General features: G+C 41.7%; 12 protein-coding genes. 6 read left to right on the top strand and 6 right to left on the bottom strand.

What is annotated here, in order from left to right; genetic code table 11:
• The first annotated feature begins 490 nt into the window (after nucleotides 1–490).
• Nucleotides 491–1,075: a Der GTPase-activating protein YihI gene (gene yihI, locus QL986_RS07875; protein ID WP_013463879.1), complete on the top strand. Its 585-nt coding sequence runs from the start codon at nucleotides 491–493 to the stop codon at nucleotides 1,073–1,075.
• 12 nt (nucleotides 1,076–1,087) lie between these two features.
• Entirely contained in the window at nucleotides 1,088–1,603 is a 516-nt protein-coding gene (locus tag QL986_RS07870; protein ID WP_013463880.1) for a DUF2489 domain-containing protein, read from the top strand.
• A 72-nt stretch (nucleotides 1,604–1,675) separates the two neighbouring features.
• Here the strand turns inward: QL986_RS07870 and hemN are convergent, their stop codons facing one another.
• Both hemN and yjgA read right to left on the bottom strand, forming a co-directional pair.
• On the bottom strand, nucleotides 1,676–3,049 hold the full coding sequence (hemN, locus tag QL986_RS07865; protein WP_013463881.1) for an oxygen-independent coproporphyrinogen III oxidase: 1,374 nt from the start codon (nucleotides 3,047–3,049) through the stop codon (nucleotides 1,676–1,678).
• 116 nt (nucleotides 3,050–3,165) lie between these two features.
• Nucleotides 3,166–3,690 (bottom strand): ribosome biogenesis factor YjgA, encoded by a 525-nt coding sequence (gene yjgA, locus QL986_RS07860; protein ID WP_013463882.1) that lies wholly within the window; start codon nucleotides 3,688–3,690, stop codon nucleotides 3,166–3,168.
• Nucleotides 3,691–3,835: 145 nt separating this feature from the next.
• Between yjgA and pmbA the strand changes: the two genes are divergently transcribed.
• From pmbA to QL986_RS07845, 3 genes are all read left to right on the top strand, one after another.
• Nucleotides 3,836–5,185 carry a metalloprotease PmbA gene (gene pmbA, locus QL986_RS07855; RefSeq protein WP_013463883.1) on the top strand — a complete coding sequence of 450 codons (1,350 nt, stop codon included), beginning with the start codon at nucleotides 3,836–3,838 and terminating at the stop codon, nucleotides 5,183–5,185.
• A 109-nt stretch (nucleotides 5,186–5,294) separates the two neighbouring features.
• A complete protein-coding gene (locus QL986_RS07850; RefSeq protein ID WP_013463884.1) occupies nucleotides 5,295–5,774 on the top strand; it encodes a DUF721 domain-containing protein in 480 nt (159 codons plus the stop codon).
• Between the two features lie 239 nt (nucleotides 5,775–6,013).
• Nucleotides 6,014–8,086 carry a M13-type metalloendopeptidase gene (locus tag QL986_RS07845; RefSeq protein WP_036955748.1) on the top strand — a complete coding sequence of 691 codons (2,073 nt, stop codon included), beginning with the start codon at nucleotides 6,014–6,016 and terminating at the stop codon, nucleotides 8,084–8,086.
• A 108-nt stretch (nucleotides 8,087–8,194) separates the two neighbouring features.
• On the opposite strand, the gene mutT is transcribed toward QL986_RS07845, so the two are convergent.
• Nucleotides 8,195–8,593, bottom strand: a complete 399-nt coding sequence (gene mutT / locus QL986_RS07840; protein WP_016899312.1) for an 8-oxo-dGTP diphosphatase MutT — start codon at nucleotides 8,591–8,593, stop codon at nucleotides 8,195–8,197.
• Nucleotides 8,594–8,663: 70 nt separating this feature from the next.
• Entirely contained in the window at nucleotides 8,664–11,372 is a 2,709-nt protein-coding gene (secA, locus tag QL986_RS07835) for a preprotein translocase subunit SecA (protein ID WP_016899311.1), read from the bottom strand.
• Between the two features lie 621 nt (nucleotides 11,373–11,993).
• On the opposite strand from secA, the gene QL986_RS07830 reads away from it, so the two are divergent.
• Nucleotides 11,994–12,764 (top strand): NADP-binding protein, encoded by a 771-nt coding sequence (locus QL986_RS07830; protein WP_016899310.1) that lies wholly within the window; start codon nucleotides 11,994–11,996, stop codon nucleotides 12,762–12,764.
• On the opposite strand, the gene hutH is transcribed toward QL986_RS07830, so the two are convergent.
• Together hutH and hutU are read right to left on the bottom strand one after the other, a co-directional pair.
• Nucleotides 12,761–14,293 carry a histidine ammonia-lyase gene (hutH, locus tag QL986_RS07825; RefSeq protein WP_024602136.1) on the bottom strand — a complete coding sequence of 511 codons (1,533 nt, stop codon included), beginning with the start codon at nucleotides 14,291–14,293 and terminating at the stop codon, nucleotides 12,761–12,763. The two genes, QL986_RS07830 and hutH, sit on opposite strands and share 4 nt — an antisense overlap.
• On the bottom strand, nucleotides 14,290–15,969 hold the full coding sequence (gene hutU, locus QL986_RS07820) for a urocanate hydratase (protein WP_290191447.1): 1,680 nt from the start codon (nucleotides 15,967–15,969) through the stop codon (nucleotides 14,290–14,292). The genes hutH and hutU overlap by 4 nt, the downstream gene beginning before the upstream one ends.
• Nucleotides 15,970–15,988: the final 19 nt, after the last annotated feature.

Raw genomic sequence — 15,988 nt, 5'->3', positions numbered from 1 at the left:
AACAAAATTATTAACGAGTAAATTAACCCCTGTCGCAAAAACAATAACAAATAGGAAAACGTTATAAGGATAGTAGCGCGGCACGACTGAATAGCACATAGAGTGTGCTACCAAAGGAAATATCAAAAAAGTGTTAGGAAGACCGAAAATAATAAAATACTCATGGAAGTTTAATAATAAAAACAAAATGGAATGCTACACGGAAGATAAATAATAAAAATACGGATAGAAAATAATAATAAAAACAATAAAGACTAAAAAGTCGAAGGGAGAAGTGTCCATATAATGGCGCTCAGATTAGTAGGCGGTAGAGATGTTTTCTCTACCGCCTTTTTATTTGTCCTGTTACAATACCCCCCGTTTAAAAAAAGCACCTTAACTGTGCTTTGGCGCGCAAAACGCCCAAACTGAATTCTCCTGGCTAGGCCAGCACCGCGATGCCCATTGAGTTGCGCCTCGCTCAAAACCTCTTAAGTGAGACGATCAAGATATGAGTAGAAAGAAAAAGTCACGTAAAATTCCATCAAATGGTCCCGTTCGTTTAAGTCAAGATAAGCTTAAAGAAATGCGCGCATTGAAAGAGCAACGTGTTAAAAAAACTAAGGGCGCTAAGCCTGGTTCACGTAATGCACCGGATGCATTGAGTAATGACACTCAAAAAGCAGGTTCGGCTGCTAAAGATAAACGCGTTGGTAGTAAAAAAGCAGTGCCATTGGTTGCACCTGCTGCTGAACCAAAAATCGAAATGAAACGTAACCTTAAACCTGTAGCAGAGCTTAAAAAGGCTGTTGAACCAGAATTAACGCCTGAACAAGAGTTAGAAGCCCTTGAAAATGATGAGCGCTTACTTAAATTAGTTGAGCGTCATGAGCAAGGTGAAATGCTAACGGGTAAAGATGCAAAATACTTTAATAGCCGCATAGCGCGTCACCAAGTGCTTTGTAAATTATTAGGCATTGAAGATGAAGAAGAGTTTGAAGATGACTTCAGCGATGAAGACAGTAATTCAGACTTTGATCAATACCTATCAAACGATCTAGCGAATGAATGGCTAGATGACGACGAAGATAAGTAATAAGGACACGCAATGAGTACAGCAGTGATCTTAGCCTTAGTTGTAGGTGCTGCTATTATAGCGGGCTTGGCATTTTATGCGGGTCAGTTGCTCTATAAGCTAAATGTGCAAAAAAAGCTAATTAGCAAAAAACAGACAGAGCAACAGCAAAAGCTAAAACAGTCGCGTTTAAAGCGTAATGCGAAGTTAGCCGATAGTATTCATTTAATTGCACGTGCTATGAATGAAAAGCAATGTGATTACTCTGAGGGGTGCTTACGTATTTGGGTGCTTATGTCGCAATATAGTTTTGATACTGAGCGCGACCTAACGAGTGCATACCCGGGTATTTATAAAATGTACGACGTGGTAAAAGAAATGCCAACCCATGATTCGCGCAAAAAGTACGCTAAAAAAGAAATTTTTAAGCAAGACACGGCGCGCTGGCGCGCAGAAGAATCACTGAGTGATGAAATTGAAGCTGACTGTAAAAAAATTATTGTTGAGTTTAAAGCAGCCCAAGGCAGCGAAAACGTGGTTTTTAACTAGCGCTTAGATTTTACGGCATATATAAAAAAAGCAGACCTTGGTCTGCTTTTTTTTATGCGTGCTAGTTTTAAATTATATAACGCGTGAGAAGCGAGTGGCATTTATCTGTTTTTGTAAATGCGCATCAAAGCACATACAAATAATACGAATAAATAAATTCCCTTTTGGTGTTACGCTAATTAGGTTGTTTTCTATTGTTACCATTTCATCGGCAATTAATGGTGCGAGTGCCTCTAAAGCATCTTGAAAGTAGTCATTAAAGCTGATTTTATGTCTGTTAGCGAATACGCTCATATCAAGCTCAAACTGGCAAATAAGCTGCTTAATCGCATCGGCGCGAATAAGATCATCTTGGGTTAAATGCATGCCTTTATTAATGGCACTGCCTGCTTGCTCATCAACTGCTTGATAATAATGTTTTAACTCTTTTTTATTTTGTAATATCGCTGTGCCTATTTGTGAAATAGACGAGACACCTAAGCCCAATAAGTCGCACTCGCCATGAGTGGTGTAGCCTTGAAAATTACGATGCAGCTGATTCGTATTTTGTGCAATGGCTAGCTCATTATCAACTTTTGCAAAGTGATCCATACCTATAAATTGATAGCCCGCCTGCGTCATTTGCTCTAGGGTATTTTTAAACATGGTGAGCTTATTATGCGCACTGGGTAAATCGGCGTCTTTAATTTTACGTTGGGCGGCAAAACGTTCTGGTAAATGAGCGTAGTTAAATACTGAAACGCGATCAGGGTTTAAGGCAATAAGTTGCTCAATCGTTTGTGTAAAGCTCTCAGGTGTTTGTAGTGGCAGGCCATAAATCATATCAGCATTAATTGATTTAAAGCCCAACTGTTTTGCTTGGGTAATTAATTGCTTTACCTCATCAACATGCTGAGGGCGATTAACAGCCAGCTGAACCTGATCATTAAAATCTTGAATACCAAATGACACACGATTAAACCCCAACTCGCTTAAATCAACCAGCATATTGTCAGCCAGTGAGCGAGGGTCGATTTCGATACCGCGCTCGCAGGTATCGCTAAAGTTAAAGTGTTGCTCTAGTAGCGTTACTAAGCGCGTCATTTGCGCTGCGGTTAAAAAAGTTGGTGTGCCGCCCCCCAAATGTAATTGCTCAACCCGATAATCTTGAAACAGCGGCGCTTGTGCTGCAATTTCTTTAGCTAAAAAGTCTAGGTAGGTATCGGCTTTAGATTGGTGGCGAGTAATGACTTTATTACAGCCACAGTAATAACAAAGCTGACTACAAAAAGGAATATGAATATATAAAGACAACGAACGGGTTTGCGATGATTCAATAGCGCTAATCAAATCTTGTTGCTGATAACCATCAGCTAACGAAAGCGCGGTCGGGTAAGACGTATAACGCGGGCCCGATACATTGTATTTGTTTATTAAAGTTTGATCCCATTGAGGAAGTTTAATCATCACGCGCACCTTATCTTTTAAGTTGCTGCGTATTGTAAAAAAGCAAAGAGGAGGAGGTTTTGATCTACAACAAAAAAAGGTGCCGCAGCACCTTTTTAATATATAACGCGGCTGCGTTACATTATGGCGTCTTTTAAGTACTGAAATAACTCTTTGTAGCTTCTCGCTGGTTTTTCGGCTTTTACTTCTTTGGCAGCATTACGCACCATTTGGCGCATTTTTTGGCGCTCAAGAGCTGGATATTGTTCAATTGTTTCGTTGATTAAGTCATCGCCTTGTTCAATTAAATCACTGCGCAGTTGCTCAATTTTTTTGATCATAACCTCAGCTTGGTTATTTTTATTAAGCATGACATCAATGATCGCTTTAATTTCTTCAATATTTTCTACTGTACGAAGGGTTTTTGCGATGTAATTTAAATGTCGGCGGTAAGCATCACTTTTATTACTTATTTTATCAGCAACCACCATTGCTTCTTTTAAGTCATCATTGAGCGGCAGGCGTTCACGCTGCTTTTTACCCATTTTGGCAATTTCAGATCCTAACTGATGAAACTCTTGCGCTTCGCGCTTAAGTTCACTTTTTGATACATATATAATTTCTTCTTCAATTTCAGCAGGCTTGCCTTTTTTCTTCGCCATGGGGTGCTCTTAAATAAAAATAACTTCATCTATTATACGCGATTCTTTTAGTGATTAATATTAGCTGATGTGGTGCAGTGAGTGTGTTAGCATTTAAATATAAAAAATGTGTGCAATATGGCCTTCAGGGCTCAGGACAGAATTTATGAAAAGCCAACACCAAGATCCAATTTATTCGCAAATCTCTCAAGTAAAAGACGCTGTATCAGAAGTACTTGAACATGCTAAAAAACTAGGTGCTACCGCTGCAGAAGCTGCTATGTCTAGCACTTCGGGGCTGTCGGTAAGTACGCGCATGGGGGAGGTAGAAACCATTGAGTTTAATCAAGACGGTGGTTTAGGTATTAGCGTGTATGTTGGCAATAACAAAGGCTCGGCATCAACGGCTGATTTAAATCCTAAAACATTACGTGCTGTGGTCGAAAAAGCCATCGATATTGCTAAATTCACTTCAGACGATCCATGTAATGGCATTGCTGATAAAGAACTGCTTGAGTTTGCCCCTAAAGATCTAGACTTGTTTCATCCTTGGGATGTAAGCCCAGAGCAAGGGATTGATTTATGTCATGCCGCAGAGCAAGCCGCATTAAACGCCGATGAGCGAATTGTGAATTCAGATGGCGCTAGCTTTTCATCGCATCAAGGTTTGCGAGTATATGGTAACAGCCATGGTTTAATTGCCGGCTTTCCACGTACTCGCCACAGCATAAGCACTATGGTGATAGGTAAAGAGGGCGAGCATATGCAGCGCGACTCAGCCTACACGATTTCTCGCGATCAAGCGGGGTTAAAAGATGCTGCAAGTGTTGGACTTGAAGCTGCAGCAGAAACCCTAGCAAAACTAAACAGCCAAAAACTAGGCACCATGAAAGTGCCGGTTATTTTTAGAGCCGATATTGCTAATTCATTGTTTGGCCATTTGGTATCAGCAATTGGTGGTGGCGCACTGTATCGTAAATCCAGCTTTTTATTGGATAGCTTAGGCACGCAGGTATTTAGCAAAACCGTTAATATTTCAGAGCGTCCGCACTTACTTAAAGGCTTAGCATCATCGCCATTTGATAGCGAAGGGGTTAAAACTCTCGACAGAGAAATAATTCACGGTGGCGAGTTACAAACGTATTTATTAGCAAGCTATGCTGCACGTAAAATGAATATGACCCCAACAGGGCACGCTGGCGGTATTCATAATTGGTTAGTAGAACAGACGCATCAAGATTTAACTGCATTATTAAAAACCATGGGTACGGGCTTATTAGTTACAGAATTGATGGGGCAGGGCGTGAATACCGTAACCGGTGACTACTCTCGCGGTGCGGCTGGTTTTTGGGTTGAAAATGGGGAAATACAATACCCAGTAAGCGAAATTACGATTGCTGGTAATTTAAAAGATATGTTCAAAGGTATTTCCGCTATAGGTGGCGATATAGAGCGTCGCGGCGGGATTCAGACTGGTTCAGTACTGATTGAACAAATGCAAGTAGCAGGTGCTTAATACCCATCCGCAATAATATTTATTTCAGTGAATTGGTATAAACCCACTTTGCTTGCTTAAATTAAGCTTAATTTAAGCAAGCTTTCTTTTGATGTTTCTAAGGTGTGATATGGCTAAAGATAGATATGCGCCAAAACCGTTAACCGATATTATGGCTGGGCTGAACAACCGCTTAGCAGCCTATGCGGGAAAAAGCCAAGCACTGGATACACAGCAACAATTGTTGCGCGATTTCTTAGGCCCTAAGTTAGGTGAAAAGTGCCGAGTAAGTAATTACCGTGACGGCACCTTAATGATAGAAGCCGTTTCTGCACCTATTGCCCTTAGGCTTAATTATTTAAAAATGGACATGCAATCGCATTTTAGAGCCGCGGGTATGGCCGAGCTTGGGCAAATAAAAATTACTGCCAATCCACAGGCAACTCAACGGTTAAGCACTCGACTTAAAGTGGCTGATGGCAAACCAACGAACTCCCTTAAAATGAGTGAACAAACGGCTGATTATTTAAATGCGATCGCCGATTCTGCTCCACCGTCATTAAAAGAAAAGCTTCAACGCTTAGCTTTACATGGTAAAAATAAACCTTAATTAAATACCATTTAACACCTTGCTCGGTTTGTTTTGCTGGCTTTAAAATACTTTGTTACATATTCGATTTTATTGTTATTTAAATCAGGTTTATGATGCCTAGTTAGTACTTCCTAAATTAGGTTGTAGCTGATGCGTATTTCATTAAGCAGATAATAGACTGCATCCTATTGTTGTTTTTTTGAGTTATCAAATCTTAATGAAATGCGTATTTATTCTAATTAATATACGGAATTCTTATGAAAAAAATAACAATGACTGCCGCCAGTATTGCATTGGCGTTAGGTTTGGTTGGTTGCGGCGAAAAGCCACAAGAAATGCAAGCAGAAGCAACAACAGTAACCGCACCGGTAGCAACCCCTGGTGCCTTAGGTGTTGATTTACAAAATATCGATAAAAGTGTTCGTGCACAGGATGATTTTTACTACCACGTAAACGGTAAATGGTTAGAAAAAACTGAAATCCCTGGCGATAAGTCAAACTATGGGTCGTTCTCACAGTTATATGATGAATCGCAAAAAGCAATGAAAACAGTACTAGAAAATGCCAGTACCAATAGCAGCGCAAAGCCAGGTTCAGATGAATATAAGATCGGCGCATTTTATACTAGCTACATGGCTGAAAATGCTCGTGAAGAGTTAGGGATGTTACCACTTGAGCCAGCTATTAAAAGCATTGATACAGTAAAAGATAAAGCCGCGTTGGTCACACTGATGGCACAGCTACAAGTTAAAGGCGGAGATCTTCCTTTTGGCTGGTATGTTAATAATGACGCTAAAAACTCAAGTGAAAATGCGCTTTATGCCTATCAAGCGGGACTTGGTTTACCTGACCGTGATTATTATTTAAAAGATGATGAAAAATTCACAAAAATTCGCGCGGCATATCAAACCTATATTACCGATATTTTAGCTAAAGCTGGCGTTAATAATGCCGCTGATGCAGCCAAAGCGATACTTGCCCTTGAAACGACACTTGCTGATGCACAGTGGAGTCGGGTACAAAGTCGTGATGCAACAAAATCATATAATAAAATGTCAGTAGCTGAAGCTAACACGTTAATGGGAGATTTTGATTTAAGTGCTTACTTTGAAGCCGTTGGTGTTGATGCCCAAGAGTTGATTGTGCGCCAACCAAGTTACTTTGAAAAATTTGCAGACATTTTCAAAAATACAGACTTATCGGTTTGGCAAAACTACTTAAAATTCCATTTCGTTAGTAATTACGCGCAGTTGCTAAATAAAGACTTAGTGGATTTGAAATTTAATTTTTACAGCACCACATTGCGCGGTGTTGAAGAGCAAGCGCCACTTTGGAAGCAAGCCGTTGATGCATCAAACAGTGTACTGGGTGAAATTTTAGGTAAAGTCTACGTTAAAGAGAACTTCCCGCCAGAAGCGAAAGCGCGCATGGAAGAATTAGTTGATAACGTGATTAAAGGCTATTCAGTGGCAATTGAAAACCTTGAGTGGATGAGCCCTGAAACAAAAGTTGCGGCGCAAGAAAAGCTGGATAAGTTTACGCCTAAAATTGGTTACCCAGATAAATGGAAAGATTATTCAGATTTAGTAATTAATCCTGATGAACTAGTAGGTAACTATATTCGCTACAGTGAGTGGGCTTATGCAGATATGATTGCTAAATTAGGTAAGCCAGTTGATCGCTCTGAGTGGCATATGACGCCACAAACAGTGAATGCTTACTACAACCCAGTGAATAACGAAATAGTATTCCCTGCGGCGATTTTGCAGCCTCCATTCTTTAATTTAGAAGCAGATGATGCGGTTAACTATGGTGCTATTGGTGCGGTTATTGGCCATGAGTTAGGCCATGGCTTTGATGACCAAGGTGCAAAATACGACGGTGATGGCAATTTACGTAATTGGTGGAGCGAGTCAGACCTTAAGCAGTTTGAACAGCGAAGTGCTGCCTTAGTTGCGCAGTATAATCAATATAAACCGTTTGAAGATGCCAGCGTTAATGGTGAGCTGACACTGGGTGAAAACATTGGTGATTTAGGCGGCTTAACCGTCGCTTATAAAGCGTATCAATTATCGCTGGGTGATTCTAAAGCGCCCATTATTGAAGGCTATACGGGCGACCAACGCTTCTTTATGGGCTGGTCGCAAATTTGGCGTCGTAAATACCGTGATGAAGCATTGCGCAATCGTTTAATGACCGATTCACATTCACCGAGTCATTATCGCGTGATTGGTATTTTGTCGAACATGCCGGAATTTTACCAAGCGTTTGATGTTAAAGAGGGCGATAAAATGTATATCAAGCCTGAAGATCGCGTAAAAATTTGGTAATTTAAGCTGAAATTAGCTTAAGCGGTTAGCCCCACTAATCGCAAAATAAAAAGCCAGTGAGCATGATGCCCACTGGCTTTTTAGTTACTTTTATACCTGATGATAAAACTAGCTATATTTCGTTTTTATGGCGCTGATAATCTCGACATTGGCTGCAGGAAAATCATAGTTATCAAGTTCGTCTATACTTACCCATTCGCTTGGTTGCCCTTCTGCGCCATGAGCTTGACCATTAAAGTTACTGACCACGTGTACATTAAGTCGTACGCATTTATCGCCATAGTCGTGCTCTATAGTGACAAGTTCGCTTGAGCTATGAATAGTCAGTCCTACTTCTTCAAATAATTCACGCTTCAGTGCTTGAAAAACACTTTCTCCGGCTTCAACTTTTCCGCCTGGAAATTCCCATAAGCCACCTTGGTGCTGTTCATCTGCACGTTTACAAATAAACACATTGTTATTTTTTTTAATTACACCCACAGCAACATTGATGATTACTTTAGTCATTACCTCTCCCTTAAATAGCATAAAAAAAGCGACGCAAGCGTCGCTTTTTATCTAACGTAACAAAGTGGTGTTATTTTAATTTACCACAACATTGTTTGTATTTTTGACCTGAACCACATGGACATGGATCGTTACGACCCACTTTTGGCTCGCTACGCGCCATAACCTGAGCGCTTTGTGGTGCTTCACCACCTACATGCTCTGCTTCTTCATGTTGATATTCGCGAGGGGCATTTTCACTTTTACGGTGTTGCTCTTCTACTTTTTCAACATCTTCTTCGGCGCGAACTTGCACTTTACTTAAAATACCGACGACATCGACTTTTAAGTTTTCTAGCATTTCAGAGAACAATTCAAACGACTCACGTTTGTACTCTTGCTTAGGATTCTTTTGTGCATAACCACGTAAGTGAATACCTTGGCGTAAGTGATCCATTGCAGCAAGATGGTCTTTCCAATGTTGGTCAAGACTTTGAAGCATAATGGCTTTTTCAAACTGGCGCAGTACAGAATCGCCGACCATTTCTTCTTTTTGCTTGTAAGCTTGTTCAACCGCTTCTTCAATACGCTCACGCAGTTTTTCTTCGTACAGTTTATTGTCATCAGCTAACCACTGCGAAAGTGGTAACTCAATCAAGAAGTCTTGTTTTAAGCGTTCTTCAAGCCCTGGGATATCCCACATTTCAGCCAAGCTTTGTGGGGCAATGTATTGATCAATCACACCCGCGAGCACATCACCACGGATAGCGGTAATCGTTTCTGAAATATCACCTTCTTCAAGCAATTCGTTACGTTGAGAATAAACAACACGACGTTGATCGTTTGCTACATCATCGTACTCAAGTAGCTGTTTACGCACATCAAAGTTACGTGCTTCTACTTTACGCTGGGCGTTTTCGATTGCGCGGTTTACCCATGGATGTTCAATGGCTTCACCACGTTGCATACCTAGTTTACGCATCATGTTAGTCATGCGCTCACCGGCAAAAATACGCATTAACGCATCATCCATCGATAGGTAGAAACGGCTTGAACCGGCATCACCTTGACGGCCAGAACGACCACGTAACTGGTTATCAATACGACGTGATTCATGACGCTCAGTACCAATAATGTGTAAGCCGCCAGCATCAATTACCGCATCATGGCGAATTTTCCATGCTGCTTTTATTTCAGCAATTTGTTCGTCAGTTGGGTTCTCAAGTTTTTCAACTTCGCTGTTCCAATTACCACCAAGTACAATATCGGTACCACGACCGGCCATGTTGGTGGCAATGGTGACTGTGCCTGGTAAGCCCGCATCAGAAACAATGTCTGCTTCTTGTGCGTGGAATTTAGCATTAAGTACGTTGTGCTTAATTTTTTCTTTGCGTAAAAACTGCGATAAGTACTCAGAGCTTTCAATTGAGATAGTACCTACAAGTACCGGCTGACCACGTTCTTGACAGTCTTTAATGTCTGCTAAAATCGCTTCGTACTTTTCTTCTTGAGTTAAGTAAACTAAATCAGCGCGATCATCGCGGATCATTGGTTTATTGGTTGGCATAACCACAGTGTCTAAACCGTAGATAGACTGAAACTCAAACGCTTCTGTGTCGGCTGTGCCTGTCATACCTGCTAGCGTTTCGTACAAGCGGAAGTAATTTTGGAACGTAATAGAGGCTAATGTTTGGTTCTCGTTTTGAATTTTCACACCTTCTTTTGCCTCTACAGCTTGGTGTAAACCTTCTGACCAACGACGTCCTTCCATAGAGCGACCTGTGTGCTCATCAATAATGATGACTTCGTTTTCTTTAATAACGTAGTCAACATCTTTTTGATAAAGCTTGTGCGCACGAAGAGCTGCATAAACATGGCTAAGTAGGGTAATGCTCGCTGCTGAATATAGTGAGTCACCTTCTTCAATTAGGCCGCGCTCGGTAAGTAACTCTTCAACTTTTATTTGCCCACGCTCAGTAAGATGAACTTGCTTAGATTTTTCATCGATGGTGAAATCGCCATCACCTTCAATTCCTTCCTCGTCTTCTTTTTCTTGTAATTCAAGTAGAGGAACGATGGTATTTATTTCAGTGTATAGCTCAGAGCTATCTTCAGCGGGACCAGAAATAATCAGTGGCGTACGTGCTTCATCAATAAGGATTGAATCCACTTCATCCACTACAGCATAAAATAATGGGCGTTGTACGCGCTCATCAATACTAAATGCCATGTTGTCACGCAGGTAATCAAAACCAAATTCGTTATTGGTACCGTAAGTGATGTCAGCTGCATAAGCTTGTTTTTTCTGTTGTGGCATCATGCCCGGAACATTACAGCCTACGGTTAACCCTAAAAATTCAAATAATGGGCGATTGGTTTCAGCATCACGTTTGGCCAAGTAGTCATTCACGGTAATGACATGAACACCTTTACCTGTTAGACCATTTAAATAAGCCGGCAGTGTCGCTGTGAGTGTTTTACCTTCACCGGTACGCATTTCTGCGATACGACCTTGGTGTAAAACCATACCACCTAATAACTGCACGTCGAAATGACGCATACCGTTTACACGTTTTGATGCTTCACGTACCACTGCAAATGCTTCTGGTAGAATATCGCCTAAGCTTTGTCCGTTATCGTAACGCTCTCTAAACTCGGCTGTTTTAGCTTTTAAATCTTCATCTGAAAGCGCTTCTAGCTGCGTTTCAAGTGCATTGATCAGTGCGACCGTCTTTCTTAGGTTTTTAATAGTGCGGTCATTGCGACTACCAAAAATCTTGGTAAATAAATTAGATATCATGATAAAACCGTTACAATGTGTTTTTTTGCTAGCCGTGCATCGGCTAACCCATTTTTTACAATTGATAATTAATGTATTCTTTAAATTAACCTTTAGGACACATTAATTAGCAATTTTGTATTAAGCTGCTTAAAAAGCACTGTTTATTACCTGCGCTACTATACCAGACTCTGCTAAACATCAAACTACCTCAATAAAAAGATCTTCATTTAAAACAGAAAAATGAGATCTCGCTCATAAAAATAGCGTTATGTAACGAAACTTGATTAAAACTGCAGATAAACAGACCCTAAAGATATGGTGCTGAATAAATTAAAAACAAGAGCAAAGCGCTTAAATTTCACCCTTAAACACCTTGTTAGCAGCCATCGTTTTTTAAAGCTTAAATTGAGCAATCGTTTTATATATTACTCTCGATAAGTCACTTAAGTCATACGCTTTATCTGCAGGTATGTAATGAATGGTTGCGGTATCATTAAAGAGATTACTAATTGCAAAAAAAGCGTGTGTTAATATCTTCTGCAACCAGCGTTTGCTAATATTATTTTTAGTCGCATAAAGTTAATTATATTTTTTATCGCTATAAAACGCGTTGATTGAGTTTTAATAAGGGTAAATAAAGTGCAAACCAACAAAGATAATTTAGTCGTTCTTGGCGCTGGCTGGCTTGGCCAAGCCTTATGTATTGATGCACAAAAACAAGGTTGGCAAGTGCAGGGGACTCATCGAAGTGACACTCATCAATTTGATTTTGAACGTCAGTTTGTTTTACAAAACGGTGAGTTGCAGCACCAAGTTGATTTACAAAATGCGTATTGGGTCTGTGCAATCCCGCCTCGCAGTCGAGATAGCGAAAGTGATTATCCGCAAGTGCTTGAGCAGGCGTTAAAGCTGGCAACTGAGCTTAATTGCAAAGGCTTTTTATTGTGCTCATCGACTGGGGTGTATGATCAAGAACCTGGCGTTTATAGTGAAAGCAGCGATATATCAGGCACTAACGAGCGACAAATAAAGCTGTATGACGCTGAAGAGCAAGTGCTTGAACAGCAAGGTAAAGTGCTTCGCTTAGCCGGATTGTTGGGGCCAAACAGAGAGCCTGGTCGTTTTGTGGCGGGTAAAGAACTCAATACCTCTAGTCAGCAAGTGGTGAATATGGTGCATCAACAAGATGTGATCAATGCTATTTATGCGGTCCTTAATAACTGGTCGCAAGGACAGAGCATTTATAACGTGGTGAACCCAGCGCACCCGACCAAAGCAGATTATTATGCACAAAAGTGTGAGCTGTATGGCACACAAATGCCGAGCTTTAGTAGTAATGAGGTCGCTGAGCGCAAAGTTATTGGCTCAGCGATAGAAGCACTGGGTTTTAGTTATCAGTATGGTATTTAATAAGAAGGTAAGGGGGAGTGGCTTATGAAGTCACACAACTTACCTTCACTTAGTAGCGTGTTGGCCGCTTCAATATCGGGAGCAAAATACCGGTCTTTGTCGTAATAGCTAACATGTTGGCGTAGCAGTGCTTTGGCACTTTCTACTTTATCACACGCGCGTAGTGGTGCTCTAAACTCAAGCCCTTGGGCAGCACTGAGCCATTCTATGGCCAGTACGCCCTGCGTATTATTAGCCATATCAACCAGTCGTCGTGCTGCAAACGTTGCCATGGAAACATGGTCTTCCTGATTAGCTGAAGTCGGTAAGCTATCTACCGAAGCTGGGTGTGCTAAGGATTTGTTTTCAGAGGCCAGTGCAGCAGCGGTGACTTGAGCAATCATAAATCCTGAATTTACTCCGCCGTTTTTTACTAAAAATGGCGGTAATTTTGATAAATTAGAGTCAATCAGTAGGGCAATACGTCGCTCAGCTAAGGCGCCAATTTCAGCAATAGCAATCGCCAGGTTATCAGCGGCCATAGCGACGGGCTCAGCATGAAAGTTTCCGCCTGAAATAATATCCCCTACATCGGCAAATACGAGAGGGTTATCGGTTACTCCGTTTGATTCACACAGTAGTACTTCGGCGGCTTGACGTATTTGGGTTAAACATGCACCAAGTACTTGCGGCTGGCAGCGCAGGCAATATGGGTCTTGTACTTTTTCACAATTAATATGTGAGTCACTAATTTGTGAGTGGGTATCGAGTAATTCTCTAAATACGTGAGCCGTATCTATTTGCCCTTGCTGACCACGAATGTCATGAATACGCGCATCAAATGGCGCGCGACTGCCCATGGCCGCTTCTATACTGATAGAGCCAATAACACAGCTTTGTGCGTACAAGTCTTCGGCTCTAAATAAGCCTTGTAGTGCAAATGCAGTGGATGCTTGGGTGCCATTCAATAAGGCTAACCCTTCTTTTGCAGCTAATGTTAGTGGCTCAAGACCTGCAATTTTTAGCCCTTGTGTAGCGCTTATCAGCTCACCTTGATAACGCATTTTACCCTCACCTAATAAAGGCAAACACATATGCGCAAGCGGTGCTAAATCGCCCGATGCACCCACTGAACCCTTTTTAGGCACGCAAGGGTAAACTTCACTTTTAAGCAGCTGCATAAAAAACTCAAGCACAGCTAAGCGAATACCAGAATAACCGCGCGATAAAGAGTTTATTTTTAGTGTGATCATCAATCTAACGGTGCTGTCATCCATTAACTCACCAATACCTGCGGCGTGTGAAAGCACAATACTGCGTTGTAATAGTTCGAGTTCATCGTCAGCGATTTTAGTATTGGCCAATAACCCAAAGCCAGTATTAATACCATATACAGTGCGATGTTCGTTTATCACGTTTTGGACTGTTTGAGCACTGGCAGCTATTTGCGCCTGTGCATCATTGGCCAGAGTTAAGTGTATGGCTGATTTGTTAATTTTTCTTAGCGTGTTTAAGTCAAGCTGACCCGGTTTGAGTGTATATGAAATCATGACTTGTCCTCATTAAGCATTGGTAGGTCTAGCTGCTGCTGTTGCGCACAGTTTTTTGCAATTTCATAACCCGCATCAGCATGGCGCATTACACCGGTGGCGGGATCGTTCCATAATACTCGAGCAAGACGCTGTTCTGCTTCATCAGTACCATCGGCAACAATCACTACGCCTGAGTGCTGGCTAAACCCCATGCCTACACCACCGCCATGGTGAAGTGATACCCAAGTAGCACCGCCTGCGGTATTAAGCAGGGCATTTAATAGTGGCCAATCGGAGACCGCGTCGGAGCCATCTTTCATACTTTCAGTTTCACGGTTAGGGCTGGCAACTGAGCCTGAGTCGAGATGATCTCGTCCAATAACTACCGGCGCTTTAAGCTCACCGCTTTTAACCATATCGTTAAAGGCAACAGCAAGGCGCGCTCTATCTTTTAAACCGACCCAACAAATACGTGCAGGCAAGCCTTGAAATTGAATTCGCTCACGCGCCATATCAAGCCAATTATGCAGGTGTTTATCATCTGGAATGAGCTCTTTTACTTTTGCATCGGTTTTATAAATATCTTCGGGATCGCCCGATAGTGCTACCCATCTAAATGGGCCAATACCTTCACAAAATAATGGACGAATATACGCAGGCACAAACCCAGGGAAATCAAATGCATTACTCACGCCTTCTTCTAGGGCCATTTGACGAATATTATTGCCATAGTCGGTTGTTGCTGCGCCCGCTTTTTGTAGTGCCAGCATCGCCTTTACTTGGACTGCCATTGACTGTTTAGCCGCTTTTACAACTGCTTGTGGGTTATCGATTCGCATTTTAGCTGCGTATTCCATACTCCAATCTTGTGGCAGGTAACCGTTAAGTGGATCATGAGCTGAGGTTTGATCGGTAACTATATCGGGGGTCACCCCACTTTTTACTAAGGTACTAAACACATCGGCGGCGTTACCTAGTAACCCCACAGAAAGCGCTTCACCTTTTATGCAAGCATCTGTTATTAATTTTAGTGCATGCTCAAGATCTGTGGCTTTTACATCGACATATCCTGTTTTTATCCGAAAATCGATACGGCTTTCATCACATTCCACCACCAAGGCACTAAAGCCTGCCATAGTAGCCGCTAATGGTTGTGCGCCCCCCATACCTCCAAGACCACCCGTTAATACCCACTTACCTTTAGCATTACCAGCAAAATGCTGTTTTGCCATAGCCACAAACGTTTCGTAAGTGCCTTGCACTATGCCTTGAGAGCCAATGTAAATCCAAGACCCAGCGGTCATTTGGCCATACATCATCAAGCCTTTTTTATCTAGCTCGTTAAAGTGCTCCCAATTTGCCCAGTGCGGTACTAGGTTTGAATTGGCAATTAATACCCGTGGTGCATTGCTATGAGTTTTAAATACACCCACAGGTTTGCCTGATTGCACTAATAAGGTTTCGTTATCTTCTAGGCGTTCAAGCGTTTCAATTGTTTTGTCATAACTTGGCCAATCACGGGCAGCACGGCCAATCCCGCCATACACCACCAAAGCTTGAGGGTGCTCTGCAACATCAGGGTCTAAATTATTCATTAGCATGCGTTTAGCCGCTTCGGTTTGCCAGCTTTTGGTGGTTATTTTATTGCCATGTTGCGCGCGTATTTCGCGTTGTGTGTCCAGTCGATGATTCATTGTTCACTCCTGTTAAATA

Source organism: Pseudoalteromonas sp. APC 3250, from assembly GCF_030407915.1.
GTDB lineage: Bacteria > Pseudomonadota > Gammaproteobacteria > Enterobacterales > Alteromonadaceae > Pseudoalteromonas > Pseudoalteromonas tetraodonis.
The sequence above is the reverse complement of the archived record's forward strand: the minus strand, read 5'-3'. Positions and strand labels throughout refer to the sequence as shown.